The organism is Sphingopyxis solisilvae, from assembly GCF_015475875.1.
Lineage (GTDB): Bacteria > Pseudomonadota > Alphaproteobacteria > Sphingomonadales > Sphingomonadaceae > Sphingopyxis > Sphingopyxis solisilvae.
In genome coordinates this window covers 272,302-289,233 of sequence record NZ_JADKYM010000001.1, presented here as the reverse complement: position 1 = coordinate 289,233, position 16,932 = coordinate 272,302, and the positions used below count along the sequence as shown (strand labels likewise).

13 protein-coding genes and 1 tRNA gene are annotated in these 16,932 nt (G+C 63.7%); 8 read left to right on the top strand and 6 right to left on the bottom strand.

Annotation, left to right across the window (positions count from 1 at the left end; translation table 11 throughout):
* Nucleotides 1–29: 29 nt before the first annotated feature.
* The 3 genes from IR187_RS01470 to tkt are packed head-to-tail and all read right to left on the bottom strand — an operon-like array spanning nt 30 to nt 4,256.
* A complete protein-coding gene (locus tag IR187_RS01470) occupies nt 30–1,226 on the bottom strand; it encodes a phosphoglycerate kinase (RefSeq protein ID WP_194952923.1) in 1,197 nt (398 codons plus the stop codon).
* 18 nt (nt 1,227–1,244) lie between these two features.
* Nucleotides 1,245–2,252 carry a type I glyceraldehyde-3-phosphate dehydrogenase gene (gap, locus tag IR187_RS01465; RefSeq protein ID WP_194952922.1) on the bottom strand — a complete coding sequence of 336 codons (1,008 nt, stop codon included), beginning with the start codon at nt 2,250–2,252 and terminating at the stop codon, nt 1,245–1,247.
* A 36-nt stretch (nt 2,253–2,288) separates the two neighbouring features.
* A complete protein-coding gene (gene tkt, locus IR187_RS01460) occupies nt 2,289–4,256 on the bottom strand; it encodes a transketolase (RefSeq protein ID WP_194952921.1) in 1,968 nt (655 codons plus the stop codon).
* A 168-nt stretch (nt 4,257–4,424) separates the two neighbouring features.
* Between tkt and IR187_RS01455 the strand changes: the two genes are divergently transcribed.
* From IR187_RS01455 to IR187_RS01440, 4 genes are all read left to right on the top strand, one after another.
* Nucleotides 4,425–4,631, top strand: a complete 207-nt coding sequence (locus IR187_RS01455; protein WP_194952920.1) for a hypothetical protein — start codon at nt 4,425–4,427, stop codon at nt 4,629–4,631.
* Nucleotides 4,624–5,070, top strand: a complete 447-nt coding sequence (locus tag IR187_RS01450) for a cell division protein ZapA (RefSeq protein ID WP_194952919.1) — start codon at nt 4,624–4,626, stop codon at nt 5,068–5,070. Before IR187_RS01455 ends, IR187_RS01450 begins: the two co-directional genes overlap by 8 nt.
* A gap of 222 nt (nt 5,071–5,292) precedes the next feature.
* Nucleotides 5,293–5,886, top strand: a complete 594-nt coding sequence (locus tag IR187_RS01445; protein WP_194952918.1) for a 5-formyltetrahydrofolate cyclo-ligase — start codon at nt 5,293–5,295, stop codon at nt 5,884–5,886.
* The gene (locus IR187_RS01440; protein ID WP_267463744.1) at nt 5,883–6,128 is read left to right on the top strand and encodes a DUF2842 domain-containing protein; all 246 of its coding nucleotides are present in this window, start codon (nt 5,883–5,885) and stop codon (nt 6,126–6,128) included. Before IR187_RS01445 ends, IR187_RS01440 begins: the two co-directional genes overlap by 4 nt.
* Nucleotides 6,129–6,207: 79 nt before the next feature.
* Here the strand turns inward: IR187_RS01440 and IR187_RS01435 are convergent.
* Together IR187_RS01435 and IR187_RS01430 are read right to left on the bottom strand one after the other, a co-directional pair.
* Nucleotides 6,208–6,284, bottom strand: a tRNA-Asp gene (locus tag IR187_RS01435).
* Between the two features lie 43 nt (nt 6,285–6,327).
* Nucleotides 6,328–7,551, bottom strand: coding sequence for an AI-2E family transporter (locus IR187_RS01430; protein ID WP_194952917.1), 1,224 nt, complete (start codon nt 7,549–7,551; stop codon nt 6,328–6,330).
* Between the two features lie 169 nt (nt 7,552–7,720).
* Here IR187_RS01430 and IR187_RS01425 point away from each other — a divergent pair, with 169 nt between their 5' ends.
* The 4 genes from IR187_RS01425 to IR187_RS01410 all read left to right on the top strand — a co-directional run bounded on the left by IR187_RS01425 (nt 7,721) and on the right by IR187_RS01410 (nt 15,521).
* Nucleotides 7,721–8,722, top strand: coding sequence for a DUF11 domain-containing protein (locus IR187_RS01425; RefSeq protein ID WP_194952916.1), 1,002 nt, complete (start codon nt 7,721–7,723; stop codon nt 8,720–8,722).
* An 11-nt stretch (nt 8,723–8,733) separates the two neighbouring features.
* On the top strand, nt 8,734–9,198 hold the full coding sequence (locus IR187_RS01420) for a hypothetical protein (RefSeq protein ID WP_228765439.1): 465 nt from the start codon (nt 8,734–8,736) through the stop codon (nt 9,196–9,198).
* Nucleotides 9,199–9,271: 73 nt separating this feature from the next.
* The gene (locus IR187_RS01415) at nt 9,272–10,330 is read left to right on the top strand and encodes a DUF11 domain-containing protein (RefSeq protein ID WP_194952914.1); all 1,059 of its coding nucleotides are present in this window, start codon (nt 9,272–9,274) and stop codon (nt 10,328–10,330) included.
* A gap of 67 nt (nt 10,331–10,397) precedes the next feature.
* On the top strand, nt 10,398–15,521 hold the full coding sequence (locus IR187_RS01410; RefSeq protein ID WP_194952913.1) for a DUF11 domain-containing protein: 5,124 nt from the start codon (nt 10,398–10,400) through the stop codon (nt 15,519–15,521).
* A 109-nt stretch (nt 15,522–15,630) separates the two neighbouring features.
* On the opposite strand, the gene IR187_RS01405 is transcribed toward IR187_RS01410, so the two are convergent.
* Complete coding sequence (locus tag IR187_RS01405) at nt 15,631–16,929, bottom strand: dihydrolipoamide acetyltransferase family protein (protein ID WP_194952912.1); 1,299 nt, start codon at nt 16,927–16,929, stop codon at nt 15,631–15,633.
* Between the last annotated feature and the right edge of the window lie 3 nt (nt 16,930–16,932).

The window sequence follows — 16,932 nt, the reverse complement described above, 5'->3', positions numbered from 1 at the left end:
GCTACCGGGATGCAAATATGCGCCGAAACTCAGGTCTTCAGTGCGTCCACGCCCGGCAGCGGCTTGCCTTCCATCCATTCGAGAAAGGCGCCGCCAGCGGTGGAAACGAAAGTGAAATCCTTGGCGACCCCGGCATGATTGAGCGCCGCGACCGTATCGCCGCCCCCGGCCACCGAGATCAACGAACCTTCGCGCGTCAGCGCAGCAGCGGTTTTCGCGAGCGCAACCGTCGCGGTGTCGAACGGCGGCGTTTCGAACGCACCGAGCGGGCCGTTCCACACGAGCGTGCGGCAATTCTTGAGCACGTCCGCCAAAGCTTCGGTCGCGGCGGGGCCGATATCGAGGATCATCTCGTCGGCGGCAACCTCATGCACGTTAACGGTGCGCGTCGGCGGGTTCGGGGCAAATTCCTTCGCCACCACGACGTCATACGGGAGATGGATCGTGCAGCCCGCGGCATCGGCGGCGTCAAAGATTGCATTCGCCGGATCGACCAGCTCATGTTCGCACAATGACTTGCCAACATCGACTCCGCGGGCGGCGAGGAAGGTGTTCGCCATGCCGCCGCCGATGATCAAGTGATCGACCTTTCCGACCAGATTGCGCAGTACGTCGATCTTGCTCGAAACCTTGGCGCCGCCGACCACCGCGGCGACCGGCTGCACCGGATTGCCGAGCGCCGCGTCGAGCGCCTTCAGTTCGGCCTCCATCGCGCGGCCCGCATAGGCCGGAAGGCGATGCGCAATGCCCTCGGTCGAGCCATGGGCCCGGTGCGCCGCCGAAAAGGCATCATTGACATAGAAATCGCCGATTTCGGCGAGCGCATCGGCGAAAGCCGGGTCGTTCTTTTCCTCACCCGGATAGAAGCGCGTGTTTTCCAGCACCGCGACGTCGCCGGGCGCGAGCACCGCAATACCCGCCTTGGCGCCCTCTCCCACCGCTTCGGGAATATACATTACCGAATGGCCCAGCACATCCTCGACCCCACCCATGACGAGGCTCAAGGATTGGGTCGGGTTCTTGGCGCCCTTCGGCCGCCCGAAATGCGCGAGTAGCAGGACGATCGCGCCCTTGTCCGACAATTCGCGGATCGTCGGCATCGCCGCCTCGATCCGCGTCTTGTCGCCAACCGCGCCGTCGATCATCGGGACATTCAGGTCGACGCGCACGAGCACGCGTTTGCCGGTGACGTCGCCGATGTCGTCGAGGGTCTTGAACGCGGTCATCGCTGCTTTCCTTTTGGTTCAGAGGAACTTGGCAATCACGCCCGCGGTGTCGATCATGCGGTTCGAGAAGCCCCATTCATTGTCGTACCAGCTGAGCACACGCACCAGCTTGCCGTCGATCACCGCGGTTTCGAGGCTGTCGATCGTCGAGCTGTGCGCATCATGGTTGAAATCGATCGAGACCAGCGGCTCGTCGGTGAAGCCGAGCACGCCCTTGAGCTCGCCTTCGGCGGCTTCCTTCAGCAACTTGTTGACCTCTTCGGCGCTCGTGTCGCGGCTGGGGGTGAAGGTCAGATCGACGACCGAGACATTGGGGGTCGGGACGCGGATCGACGAGCCGTCGAGCTTGCCCTTGAGTTCGGGCAGGACGAGGCCGACTGCAACCGCCGCACCGGTGCTGGTCGGGATCATCGACATTGCCGCGGCGCGGGCGCGGCGCGGATCCGAGTGGATTTGGTCGAGGATCTTCTGATCGTTGGTGTAGGCGTGGATCGTGGTCATAAGACCGCGCTCGATGCCGATCTTTTCGTGCAGCACCTTGGCCATCGGCGCGAGGCAGTTGGTGGTGCACGACGCGTTCGAGACGATGACATGCTCGGCGCCGATCTTGTCGTGGTTCACGCCATAGACGACGGTCAGGTCGACTTCCTTCGCGGGGGCCGAGATCAGGACGCGCTTGGCGCCGGCGTCGAGATGCGCCTGGCCGCCCTTGCGGTCGGTGAAAAAGCCCGTGCATTCCAGGGCGATGTCGATGCCGTTTGCGGCATGGGGCAGCTTGGCGGGATCGCGCTCGGCGGTCACCTGGATGCGCTTGCCGTTGACGATCAGGTCATTGCCGTCGACTTCGACCGTGCCATTGAACGGGCCGTGGACCGAATCGCGCTGGAACAGGCGGGCATTTGCCTTCGCGTCGGCCAGATCGTTGATCGACACCAGTTCGAGGCCATGGTCGGTCCGTTCGAGGATGGCGCGCGCCACATTGCGGCCAATGCGTCCGAAACCGTTGATTGCAACTTTCACTGCCATGTCGAAAATTCCTTTCTGCGTGGGGCCAGCCCGTCCTTAATCGCCGAGCTTTGCCAAAATCCTGGGGGCGATCGCATCGACTGTCAGGCCGAAATGCGCATACAAATCATCGATCGGCGCCGATGCGCCAAAGCTGTCGATGCCGAAGCGCAAGCCGTCGCGGCCGGTGTAGCGTTCCCATCCGAAGGTCGTGCCCGCCTCGATCGACACGATCAGCGCGTCGGGGGGCAGGATGTCGGCCTGATAAGCGGCGTCCTGTTCGTCGAACAATTCGGTCGATACCATCGAGACGACGTCGGCGCCGTGGCCCGCGGCCTCGAGCTTGTCGGCAATATCGAGGGCAAGCGCGACCTCCGAACCGGTCGCGACCAGCACGACCTTGCGTGCAGCGGACGCCGCGCGAAGGCGGTAACCGCCTTTCGCACAGAGATTTTCCGTGACGTCATGACGCTGCGGCGGCAGATTCTGGCGCGTCAGTGCCAGAAGTGACGGACGGCCCTCCTGCGCCAGCGCCAGCTCCCAGCATTCGGCGGTCTCGACCGCATCGGCGGGGCGCATCACGAGAAGGTTGGGCATCGCGCGTAGCGACTGGAGGTGCTCGATCGGCTGGTGCGTCGGGCCGTCCTCGCCCAGCCCGATGCTGTCGTGGGTCATCACATAGACGACGCGTTGCTGCTGCAATGCCGACAGGCGGATCGCGGCGCGGCAATAGTCGGCGAACACCAGGAAGGTGCCGCCATAGGGAATGACGCCGCCGTGAAGCGCCATGCCGTTCATTGCTGCAGCCATGCCGAATTCGCGGATACCATAATAGATATAACGCCCAGAATAATCGCCTTTTGTCAGCGGCTTGGTAGACGGTGTTTTGGTGTTGTTCGACCCGGTAAGGTCCGCGCTGCCACCGACGAGTGCCGCAATATCGGCAGTGAGCGCGCTCAGCGTGTTCTCCGAAGCCTTGCGCGTCGCGACTTTCGGCGGCTCGGCCACCAGCCCGTCGAGATAGGCCTTGAAGGCATCGCCCGGAACGATCTTACCGCTCAGGCGATCTTCAAATTCCTTTTTCTTTTCGTTGCTTGCAAGGCGATCATTCCATTCGGCATGAAGCGCCTTGCCCTTTTCGCCAAAGGCCGCCCAGGCCGATGTAATATCTGCCGGGATGATGAAAGGTTCGGCGGTCCAGCCGAGCTCGGTCCGCGCCGCGGCAATCTCGTCAGCGCCGAGCGGCGCACCGTGCGTTGCCGACGTACCCTGCTTGTTCGGCGCGCCGAAACCGATGATCGTCCGGCACGCGATCAGCGACGGGCGCGGATCGGCGATCGCGGCGTCGATCGCGCGGCGGATGTCGGCGGGATCATGGCCGTCGCAGCTCTCGACATGCCAGCCGGTCGCGGCATAGCGCGCCGCAATGTCTTCGCTCGTCGACAGGTCGGTCGACCCGTCGATGGTTATCTTGTTGTCGTCCCACAGCACGGTCATTCGACCGAGCTGCAAATGCCCCGCCAACCCAATGGCTTCGTGGTTGATGCCTTCCATCAGGCAGCCGTCGCCTGCGATGACCCAAGTGCGGTGATCGACCAGATCGTCGCCATAGAGTGCGTTCAGGTGCCGCTCGGCAATTGCCATGCCCACCGCGGTGGCGAGCCCCTGCCCCAGCGGCCCTGTGGTCGTTTCGATGCCTTCCAGCTCAAAATTTTCGGGATGGCCCGCGCATGGACTGTTGAGCTGGCGGAAATTGCGGATGTCGTCGATCGTCGGCCGCGCATAGCCCGCAAGGTGCAGCGTCGCATAAGCGAGCATCGAGCCATGCCCCGCCGACAGCACGAATCGGTCGCGATCGGCCCATTTCGGGTCGGTCGGATCGAACTTCAGATAATCCGAATAGAGGACTGTGGCGACGTCGGCCATGCCCATCGGCATCCCCGGATGGCCGCTGTTCGCGGCCTGGACAGCATCCATCGCAAGCGCGCGGATGGCATTGGCGAGCTGACGTTCGGGCAGTGTCATTATTCCCCCGGAAAAGGCTGGGCGGGTGCCGGATGCAAAGCCCGACTGAATGCGCACAGCCCTTTGCGGCGGCGCGGTCAGGAGTCAACCGCTGCGACAGGAAAATCGGCGCATTTTGGACCGAGAGGGCAATTGCACCCCCCTTCCAGCGCTGCTAACCCTCTACCTATGGAACTCGACCTTGACGAATCCAGCCTGGCCATCGGGCGCATCGAACGGGCGCTCAGCCGCATTGAAAAGGCGTTGGCCAACGCATCCACCCGCACATCGCCTTCGGTCGCGGAACCTGCTGCCGACCAGTCGGCGCTAAAGGCCGAGGTGGCAGCCGTCATCGGCGAACTCGACCGGTTGATTGCGGAGGCTGACCGTGGCTGACGTCAAGCTGACCATTGCGGGTCGTCCCTATGACGTCCATTGCGCCGACGGCGAAGAAACCCAGTTGCTCCAGCTGGCAGCGGCGGTGGATGAAAAGGCGCGCGGCGTCCAAGGCGGGACCGAGGTACGCCAGCTGCTGTTCGCGGCGCTGATGCTCGCCGACGAAGCGCAGGAGGCCAAGGGCAAAGTGGACAAGGCCGAGCCGCAATCCGATTCGCTGCGTGCTGCCGTTGCGCTGGCCGAGAGCCGCGAGCAAGCAGCGCGCGACGAGTTGCGCGCGGCCGTTGCCCGCGAAGCCGCGGCGCTCAAAGAACTGGCGGATCTGCGATCGAACGGCGCTGCGGCCGCGCCCGCGGCGCCGTCGTCGCACGACCGCGCGTTGCGGCAGATTGCCGACCGGATCGAGGCGCTTGCGACGAAAGTCGAGCAATTCCCTTGAGCGGAGGCAGCCGCGACCCTAAATAGGTCGCGGCGGGTTCTGCCCGGCACGAGCTTTTGCGAATATCCCTGAGGCGATACATCATCCTAGGGAGCTGTCCCTGCCCGGACCCTGGTCCGACGTACATGGTTCCCACCTGACGTTACTGGCGTCAGAGGATCTTCCAGCAAACGACCTCGGCGGTCCCGCCAACCAACCCCAGCACATGTCGCACAGGAGGCGATGTCCCCCTTGTCCGCCGATCTGGTCCAGAAAAAACAGGAATGGCGCGAGAAGCTGCGCTTTCGGCGCAAGCATTTTGTCGCAAATCTAGACGCCATGGCGCAATTGGCGGCATTTCGCTCGCTCCCTGCGCCGCTGACCGATGCTCTCGCCGCTCATGCCACTATCGGCGCCTATGTCGCGTGGGGTGACGAGCCCGACATCCTGTCGCTGTTCGCCGGTCTGGCGGACGCGGGCGCGCTCGCGCTGCCCCATCATGCGGGCCGCGTCGATGCCATGAGCTTTAAACGTTGGCGAACCGGCGAACCGCTGGAAAATGGGCCATGGAACACCCGGCAACCCGCCGACACCGCGTCCGCTGCCACGCCGGACATCATCTTTTGCCCCCTTGTGGGGTTCGACCGTCGCGGTGGCCGGATCGGCCAGGGCGGCGGCCATTATGATCGCTACTTCGCTGCCCATCCCGTGATGCTGCGGATCGGGATAGGCTGGTCGGTACAGGAAATCGATGAGGTACCGCGCGAATCGACCGACATGTCGCTCGACGCCGTATTGACCGAACAAGAATTCATCTTTTGCGGAGACCGCCTTTGAACCCGGATCATCAAGACCCCGCCAAGGGCCATCCCCAGCCAAGCTGGCGCAAACCGGCCGGCATGTTGCTGATCCTGCTGCTGATCGCCGGATGGACCGCGATCGTCGCCAGCCTGTCGCCATGGGTCGGCACCTGGCCGGTACTGGTGCAGGCGGTATTTTATCTGATCGCGGGGGTCGTCTGGATCCTGCCGCTGAAGCCGCTGCTGCGCTGGATGGAACTCGGGCGGTGGCGCGCCTGAAGCGCTGCTTCAGACGTTCATTTCCGGCGATGCGATGATCCCAAGCTGCGGTGGCCATTCCGTCCATCCGGACAAGGAATGGCGCGAGTGACGGGGCTCGAACCCGCGACCTCCGGCGTGACAGGCCGGCACTCTAACCAACTGAGCTACACCCGCGTGTGCTTGGGAGCAGCGCCAATATGCGGCGCGCTTCGACCTGTCAACCGTCGCTTTGCCCTTCGTTTCGATTTAATCGATCGCGCACATCGTCGGTCGTCGTCAGCGTTCCCCGTTCGAACAAAAATCCAGCCAGATCAGGAGTGCCGGTCGACTGCAAAACCGTTTGCAGGATCAGCAACAATGGCACGGCAAGCAATGCGCCCGGCGCACCCCACACCCATCCCCAAAAGCTGAGCGAGACCAGAATCAGCAAGGGATTGATCGTCAGTCGCTTGCCCAGCACCAGCGGCGTAATCAGATTGGCCTCGACCGTATGCACGCCGATGAAGAGCAGCGCTGGCAGCAGGGCCAGCCCGACCGCGTCAAACGTCATCAACCCCCCCATGCCCAGCAGGATAGACGCGACGATCGGGCCGATATAGGGCACGAAATTGCACAGAGAAACGATACCGCCCCACATGAACGGCGAAGGCATACCCAGCGCCCACAATAGCAAGGCGACGACCAGCCCGAGCACCGCGTTGATCATCGTGATCGTCGCCAGATAGTCGGCCGTCGCATCGACGACATTCTGGATCACCCGCGCGGTTTGCATCGCGCCGTCAAAGCTGCCGCGGCGGCGAATCGTACCCTTGCGAAGCCGCGTCCACCCCGCGAGAAAGAAAAAGATCACCAGAACGGCAAAGAACAGCTGGATCGCGGCGGCGGGGGCGGCGGAAATGAAATAGTCGACCACCGACGTCGGCGCCGTGGCGGCAACGGCTTGGGCCGTCGCTTCACTGCCGCTTGCAACCGACAGCAGGGTGCGGTCGACGAAATTCTGCAGGCTCGAGTAAAAGTCGATCAGCGGCGCCACATTGCTTTGGATTCGCGGGATGGATTCGGGCAATCTTGCGAACCAGCCGGTCGCGGGTACGACAATGATCGCCAACGCGGCATTGATGAGCATCAGGAACATTGCCAGCGAAAGGAAAGCGGCCAGCGCCGATGGCACCCCACGCCGCTCGAGCCATTCGAGCAAGGGAACCAGCGCAATCGCAATGACCAGCGCGGCGGTCAACGGCAGAAAAAACTCCGCCCCGGCTTGCAAGGCAAACGGCAAGCCAAGGCAAAAGCTTGTCCCCAGGATCAGCGTGAGCGCTGCCAGCAAGCGATCGCGGCGCAGATCGTCGATTTCGATCTGGTGCAGCGGGTTCGACGGCGGGCGCGCATCTTTGCTCCCACGATCCTGCCTCACCCCGTCCTCCTGCGTTAACCGCCTCATCTTACGCAAGCTTTACAGTTTGCGCCAGACGGCCCGTTCGGCGTCCAACGCCAGGGCCAGATTGTCCCCTTTTGGACCAGAAAACGTCTTTCTTCCTGCTTTTTAACCAGAAATTACCCTTTTTCGTCGACTGAGGGCTCCAAGGACCAACCTCTTCGGAGTCAATATGATGATGAAAGCGCCTGTGGGGGGCGCGAAGCATCAGCTTCTACCCTCTTGTTCATTGCTCGCCATTCTTGTCGCGCTCGCCCTGCCCTCGCAGGCCGAAGCGGCGGGGACGCGCGCGGGCTCGACCATCAGCAACACGGCCTCGGCCAGTTTCGACACCGGGGGAGGCACGACCACGATCGATTCGAACCGTGTCGACCTGTTGGTCGACGAACTGCTCGACGTGACCGTCGCCTCGAATAACCCGGCCGACGTGCCGACCACCCCGGGCGCCACAGCCCAGGTGTTGAGCTTTTCGGTTACCAACAACGGCAACGGTGTCGAAAGTTTCCGGTTGAGCACCGTCGCAAACGTCGGCGGCGACGATTACGACCCAGCGGTTACCCAATTGTACATCGACAACGGCGACGGCGTATTCGATCCCGCGACCGACACGCTTTACATACCCGGCGCCAACGATCCCGAACTCGAGCCTGACGAAAGCGTTACAATATTCGTTATCGCCACAACGCCGGGAAGCGTGGTTGACGGCAATCGCGGCATTGTCAGCCTGATTGCGGCCGCTGTTACCGGCACCGGCGCTCCGGGAACGGCGTTTCCGGGCCAAGGCGAAGGCGGCGGCGATGCCGTCGTCGGCGCGACCGGCGCCGACGGTACCGATAATGGCGCATTTGTCGTGTCCGCAGCGACCGTCACGCTCGTCAAATCGGCGGTGGTGACCAATCCGCTCGGAACCGCCGACCCGATCCCCGGTGCCACAATCACCTACACGATTGTCGCGACCGTCGCGGGCAGCGGTTCGGTCAGCGGGCTGGCGATCACCGACAATATCCCGGCGAATACCAGCTATGTGGCCAGTTCGATGACGCTTGGCGGCACGCCGCTGTCCGACGCGGTCGATGCCGACGCGGGCGACTTTAACGGAACGCGGATCAATGTCGTGCTCGGCACGATCGCCGGCGGCCAGACCCGGACCGTCACCTTCCGCACCACGATCGACTGATGGAGACGCACATGCGCAACACCCTTTTCCTGCTGCTTGCCGCGCTGTTGCCCGGGCAAGCCCTTGCAGCCAATCATGTCGCGCTCGCCAACGATGTATTTGTCGAACGCGTGACCACCGACACGCAAGGCAAGCAACGGATTTTGCTTGAAGAACCGAAAGTTGTCGTTCCCGGCGACCGGTTGGTCTTTGTCTTGAACTATCGCAACGCCGGAGCGCAACCGGCCGACAAATTTGTCATCACCAACCCCTTGCCCGACGCGGTGCGTTTTGCCGACGCGGGCGACACCCGCCCGCTCGTCTCGGTCGACGGTGGCCAGGCTTGGGGTCAACTGGACGAACTGACGGTCGCGCAGCCCGACGGCACGCGCCGTCCCGCGCAACCCGCCGACGTCACGCATCTGCGCTGGGCGTTCCAGAAGCCGATCCCGGCCGGTGCAACCGGCAAGCTGATGTTTCGGGGAGTTGTAAAATAGCACTTTAAAAACAACCGCATAATGATTGCCGGCGGTGGGGAAAAGGCAATCGACCAGAACCAGGAGCTCAGCTATGACCAGCAAGCTGAACACCGTGGGTCTCATCGGTCTGGCGGCGATCTCGGGTTTCGCCGCCACCCCGGCACTCGCTGCCGGAACGACCGCGGGGACCACGATTACGAATACCGCCACCGTCGACTATCAGGTCGGTGGCGTCGCGCAGGGACAGCAATCGGCGTCGAACAATTTTGTTGTCGACCGCAAGATCAACCTGCTTGTCGAAGAGGTCGGCAATGTCACCACGGTTGTGGTGCCGGGGCAGACCAACGCGTTCACCACGTTCCAGTTGACCAACAGCTCGAACGAGGTGCTCGACTTCGCACTCGACGCGTCGCAGATCGTGGGCGGAACCGCCGCGCACGGCGGCACCGACACGTTCGACGTGACCAATGTGCGCATTTACCGCGACAATACGGTGACCGGAACCGTCGGCAGCTGGGATCCGGGCGACCAGCTCGTGACCTATATCGACGAGCTCGTCGTTGACACGGCGATTCGCCTGTTTGTGGTCGCCGATGTTCCGGCGGGCCTGGCGAACAATGCGGTCGCGGGCGTAACGCTCCGCGCAACAGCGCGCGAGGGCGGCACGGCGGGAAGCCTTGGCGCAGCGATTACGCAGACGACAGGGGCCAATACGGCGGGCAAGGATACGGTCTTTGCCGACACCGCCGGGATCAACGACGCGGCGCGCGACGGCGCCCACAGCGCCAATGACGACTATACCGTCCAGACGGCAACGCTGACGGTCACCAAGACCAGCCGCGTGATTTCGGATCCGTTCAACAATACGACGAATCCGAAGCTGATCCCGGGTGCGGTCGTCGAGTATTGCATCGCCATCGCCAACAGCGGCGGCGCCGCAGCAACCTCCGTCGTCATCAACGACCCCGTGCCGGGCCAACTGACCTTCAATGCAGGGACAATCCTGCTCAACGGCACGGTTTCCGGCACCACCTGTAATGCCGACGGCAGCGCGGGCGGCAGCTATTCGGCGCCAAACGTGTCGGGGACGATCGCCACGATCGCGGCGGGCGCGACGCGCACGCTGGTTTTCCGCGCGACGGTCAACTGACCGGTTGACGAGCGGGGCAGTTGGGCAGCGGCGCAAGCCGTCTCCCGCTGCTCCCTTCGGAGCTGACATGGCGTTCCGCAGCAAATATATCGGACTTGTAACCGCCCTGGTTGCGGCAGCGCTGCTGCCGGCAACGGTTCCGGCGCGCGCGCAGGTTATATCGAATACCGCGTCGGCGGCGTGGACGCATGACGGCCGCCCCGGTCTTGTGCAATCGAACCGCGTCGACCTGACGGTTACCCCCCGCCCTCCTGCGCCGCCCTCCATCGCTACCTATCGCCTGACCAACGGCGGTGGCGACCGGTCGGTGCCGTTGGCGCCGACGCGTTGCGTCCGCCAGTCCGTGGGTATTGCCAGCGCCGGCAGTGCGACGGGCACGATCCCGCTCGGCGGGGTCTATGAAGGCATTTCCACCGCGCCGGCCTCGCTGCAAAACAGCAACAGCTTTCGCGCAGGCGAAGTGCTGGTCGTCGGTGTCATGCTTGCTTCGGCCAATATCGACCCGCAACAACGCGACACGCTCGACGTTGTGCTCGAACTCGAAAACGGCGACCGCGAACAAATCACGCTGACCGAAACCGCAAACAACAGCGGTGAATTCGTCGGCTATATCAATACCATCGGTATGCCTCCCGCCGTCGTACAGGGCGATTGCCGCCTGTCGGTAAATCCCGGGGCGCCGCTGTCATTGCGCGTGTCGGACCGGGCCAGCGCCAGTCTGCTGGCGATCGCAACGATAAGCTTCCTGGTCGACCCCTTTGGTATCGTGTTCGACAGCGGCGATGGCACGCCCGTGCCGGGCAGCCGCGTCACCATAATCGATACCGCCACCGGACAACCCGCGCGGGTGTTCGGCGATGACGGGGTGTCCGCCTATCCGTCCAGTGTCATCACGGGTCAAAGCGTCACCGATTCGGGTGGCACGGTCTATAATTTCCCGCCGGGCGATTATCGTTTTCCTTTTGTCGCGCCAGGCACCTATCGCCTGGTCGTTCAGCCGCCGGCGCCATTTACCGCGCCGTCGACCGCGAGTCCCGGCGATCTGGCGGGATTCCGCCGCCCCGACGACGGTCTGCCCTACGACATCAGCGGCGCGAGCTACGGCGATTCCTTTACCCTGAACAGCCCGGCGCCGGTGCGCGTCGATATTCCCGTCGACCAGCCGGGGTTGCCCCTGATCCTGCGCAAGACCACCTCGACGCAGGTCGCAGTGCCGGGCGATGTCGTGCAATATCGGATCGAAGTCGCCAACCGCGAAGCGCGGCGCACCACGGGCGCGGTGACGGTGAGCGATATCTTGCCGGTCGGGATGCGGTTGCGCGGCGACACGGTGCGGATCGACGGCGCGCGCACCGCAGCAGAGGTCGCCGCCAACGGACGTGAATTCCGCGTAACGGTCCCGGCCATCGGCCCCTCGGGCACGTCCCTCATCACCTATCTCGCCGAGGTCATCGTGTCCGCCCGGCCCGGAAATGCGCTGAACAGGGCCAGTGCTGCCGACAATCGCGGTGCGACCAGCAATGTCGCCGAAGCCACGATCGCAATCAAACGCGACCAGCTCGGTGACCGGATGACGATCATCGGGCGTGTCACCGACGGCGGCTGCACTGTCGACCCCGGCAGTTCCGATGGCATCGCCGGGGTACGGGTGATGCTCCAGGATGGTAGCTACGCCGTCACCGACGAAGATGGCCGATATCATTTCGAGGGCGTTCGTCCCGGCCTGCATGTCGTTCAGATCGATCCGTCCACCCTCCCCTTCGATCGCACGCCCGTCGATTGCGCCCGTTCGACGCAAAGTGCAGGCAGCGCCATCTCGCGCTTTGTCGAGGGCCGCGGCGGGGCGCTGAAACGGGCAGATTTCCGTGCAGTTCTCGGCGCAGCGCGCTCCGCACCAATCCAGTCGCCAATTGCCGCACCGCAGGTGCTGAGCGACCCGGAAGCCGCCGGCGCCGGCCGTGACTGGTTGGCGGGCGAAGCCCCCGGTATCGCGTGGCTCTTTCCCGCCACCGGCCATAATCCGCGATCAAAGGCGATCCGCGCCGCGATCAAGCATCTGCCCGGCCAAAAGGTAGTTTTGCGGATCAACGGGAAAGCAGCCGACCCGCTGGCGTTCGACGGGACCAGCAAGTCCGAGGGCGGCAGTGTCGCGGTCAGCCTGTGGCGCGGTCTCGAAATTCGCGAGGGCGACAATCGCCTCTTCGCCGAAATCCACGATGTAAACGGTGTCATCATCGAAACGCTGGAGCGCACCGTTCACTATTCGATCACGCCGATGCGCGCGACATTGATCCGCCAGAAGTCGCGCCTGGTTGCCGATGGCGTCACCCGGCCGGTCATCGCGGTGCGCTTTACCGACCGCAGCGGCAAGCCGATCCGAGCAGGCCTGACGGGCGATTTCAGTGTCCCGGCCCCCTATTATCCCGCCGTTGAAGCCGACGCACAGCAGGCGCGACAGCTTTCCGGCCTGGAACGCGCGCCGCCGGTGTGGAAAATCGACGGCGACGACGGCATCGCCTATATCGAACTGGAACCGACCACCGCCTCGGGTACGCTCGCCATGGAGTTCACCTTCCGCGATGACCGGGTGACGCGCAAACAGGCGATCGAAATGTGGCTCGATCCGGGTGACCGTCCTTGGACGGTGGTCGGCTTCGCGGCGGGGACGCTGGGTTACAACACGCTCGACGACCGGATGGAGTCCGTCGCCGAGACGCTCGACGACCTGAATGCCGACGCACGTCTCGCGCTGTATGCAAAGGGTCGCATTCAGGGCAAATGGCTCATGACGCTGGCCTACGCCAGCGACAAGGAGGTCGACGAGGCGCGCTTTGGCGGGGTTATCGACCCGCGCGCCTATTACACCATTTATGCCGACCGCAACGAGACGCGCTACGACGCCGCGTCGGTGCGCAAGCTGTATCTGCGCCTCGAGCGTCCGCAATTCTATGCGATGTTCGGCGATATCGAGACCGGCATATCCGAACCACAACTCGCTCGCTACCAGCGCGCACTGAACGGCGGCAAGGCCGAATATCGCGGCCGCAACCTAGCGGCGACCGCCTTTGTCGCCGATACGCCCTATCGTTTCCGCCGTGACGAGATCCAGGGCAACGGTCTGACCGGCCCCTATCAGCTTGGAGCACGCGATATCCTGCCGAACAGCGAGCGCATCGTGATCGAAACGCGCGACCGCGTGCGCAGCGAGCGCATAGTTAACAGTGTCAGCATGACGCGACACATCGATTATGACATCGATTATCTGTCCGGCACCGTCCGTTTCCGCAGCCCGGTGCTCAGCCGCTCCTCGGATCAGGATCCGCAGTTCATCGTCGCCGAATATGAGGTCGACGGCGTCGGGCAGCGCGTCCTGAATGCCGGCGGTCGTGTCAGCTATCAGTCGGACGATGAAAAGCTGCGCCTTGGCGCTACCTTCGTCCATGACGAGGATGGCAATGTGAAAACCAATCTCGCCGGCGTCGACGGACGCTATCGCCCCGGCGCCGACAGCGAAATCCGCGCGGAATTTGCGGTGAGCGACGCCAAGCCGCAGAACGGCGGCGTTGCATCCGGCGCTGGGGGAACGGCAAAGGCTTGGCTGATCGAGGCCGAACACCATGGCCCGACCGCCGATTTTCTGGCCTATATTCGCGAACGCGAAAGCGGGTTCGGCGCGGGCCAACTGAACCGGGGTGAAGATGGAACGCGCAAGTTCGGCATCGATGCCCGCCTGCGTGCGACCCGCGACCTGGCCCTGACCGGCAGCGCATGGCAGGAACATTATCTCGATCGCGGCTCACGTCGTCGTGCTGCGCGCCTGCTCGCAGAATATGACAATGGCACGAGCGCCGCGCGCGCCGGGCTGACCCACGCCGACGACCGTTTGTCGGACGGGTCACGCAACCGTTCGACCATCGCCCAGTTCGGCGCCACCCAGCGATTGTTCGACAAGCGCCTCGAACTGGACGCGCAGACCGAATTTGCGGTCAGCGGCGACGACGCGAGCGTCGACTTTCCGACCCGGCACCGCCTCGGCGCCCGCTTCGCCGTCAATCGCGAAGTCAATCTGGTCGCCAGCTACGAGGTGTCCGACGGTGAGCGCATACAGGCGCGCACCGCCCGGCTCGGCTTCGACCTCACACCCTGGTCGGGCGCGCGCCTGCTCGCGACCGCCAACCAGCAGCAAATCGGCGAATATGGCCCGCGCAGCTTTGCCGCCTATGGCCTGTCGCAATCGCTGCAGCTGGGTGAGCGCTGGTCGGTCGATGTGTCGGTCGACGGCAATCGCACCTTGGGCGGCATCCGTGCGGTCGATGTTATCAATGTTAACCACCCTGCCGCTGCGGGCGGTTTCCTCGGCGGCGATGGTACGCTGACCGAGGATTTCCTCGCGATCAGCACCGGCGCCACCTATCGCACCGAGCGCTGGACTTTGACGGGACGCGCCGAGTATCGCGACGGCGAGATCGCGAATCGCTACGGGCTGACGCTCGGCGGTTTGCGCCAGCTCGGCGAAGGCCGCGCACTTGGCGCCCTGTTCACCTACGCCAAAGCCAGCGGCAGCGGCACGACACCGACGACCGAGGTGATCCATTTCGAAATGAGCTGGGCGCATCGCCCCGCAGATTCGCGCGTGTCGTGGCTCAACAAGAGCGAGTTCCGCTCGGACAAGGTGCGGGACGCGATTGCGGGTCGTCCCGGTCCGATCGGCGGCGGTGCGCTGACGATCGACGGCGATGCGACCAGCCGCCGCCTGCTGAACAGCCTGTCGGTCAACTGGACGCCGCTTGGCGACCGCAACGACCGCCGCGGTGCTGGCCGCATTTGGTACGAACGCGGTGAATTCGGCCTTTTTTGGGGAACGCGCTACAATTTCGACAAGTTCGGCGCGGATGACGTCAAGGGCTGGTCGAACCTGATCGGCGCCGATTTTCGCCTCAACCTGGGCGAGCATGTCGATGTCGGCGCCTCGGGCACGGTGCGCGTCGGCACCGATGCTGACACTGTTAACTGGGCGGGCGGGCCGACCGTCACACTGGCGCCGATGAAGAATGCCAACATCACCTTCGGCTATAATTTCGCTGGTTTCCACGACCGCGATTTCGAAGATGCGCGCTATTCGCGGTCGGGTGCCTATGTGACGTTCAAGCTGAAGTTCGATCAGACGAGCTTTGCGGGGCTGGGGCTATAAGCTCACCCACTATTCCGTTCGTGTCGAGCGTAGTCGAGACACGTGAAGGCATGTACGACCTCGGCGTGTCTCGACTACGCTCGACACAAACGGTTGTTGGTTAGGCTTATCAATCGGCGAACAGCAAAACCGGCGTTTCGATCAGCTTTTTCAGCGCCTGCACGTAGCTCGCGGCATCCCAGCCATCAACCACCCGGTGGTCGCAGCTGATCGACAGGTTCATCAGTTTCGCCCGCCGAATATCGTCGCCATCAAATACCGGACGTTCGACAATCTTGTTGGGGCCGATAATTGCGACCTCGGGCCGGTTGATTACCGGCGTCGTGGCGATACCGCCGAGCGGGCCGAGCGAGGTGATGGTAAGCGTCGATCCCGAAAGCTCATCCACCTTTGCCTTGCCGGTCCGCGCCGCCTCGGCCAACCGCCCGATTTCGCTCGCCAATTGCCAGACATTCTTGTCTTGCGCGTCGCGGATCACAGGGACCATCAGCCCGGCGTCGGTCTGCGTCGCCATGCCGAGATGCACCGCGCCATAGCGCGTGACCACCCCAGCTTCGTCATCATAGCGGGCGTTGATCATCGGAAACTGCGGGATCGTCCGGCAAATCGCGACGATCAGGAAAGGTAACATCGTCAACTTTGGCCGCGCGCCGCGATTGGCGTTCAAATCGGCGCGCATATCTTCCAGCGCGGTGACGTCCATTTCCTCGACATAAGTGAAATGCGGGATCGCCCGCTTCGAAGCCGCCATATTCTCGGCAATCTTGCGGCGCATGCCGATGACCTTGATCGGTTCGTCGGCGCGAGCGCGGCTGGCGCCGGGGCTGTGATAGCCCTGCCCGCCGCTGTAGCGCAGGAAAGCGTCGAGATCGGCGTGGCGGATACGGTCGCCGTCGCTATGCACCTGGCCTAAATCGACCCCCAAATCTCTCGCGCGGGCGCGGACGGCGGGGGATGCGAGTACCTTGGCGTCATGCCCGGCAACAACGGCGGGCGCCGTGGGTGCTGGTGGCGCTTCGCTCGGTTTTGCTGCCGTCTCCGGCTCCGCGGTGCTCGATGTTAACTCTGTCACCTTCGGCTCGGACACTTGTTCCGCCCCGGGGGTTTCCGCCTCGATCTGCGCCTCGGCGGCGGTATCAACCAGCGGCGCTTCGACATCGCCCTCGACGTCCGTCTCGATCACCGCCAACGTCGATCCGATCGCGATCAGGTCGCCGACCTCGCCCGCCAGTTCGACGACAACCCCCGACACCGGCGATTCCATTTCGACTGTCGCTTTGTCGGTCATCATGTCGGCAAGCTGCGCGTCTTCTTCTACGCGCTCGCCGACTTTGACGTGCCAGGCGACGATTTCTGCCTCGGCGATGCCTTCGCCAATGTCGGGCAGACGGAATGAATAGCGGGCCATCGG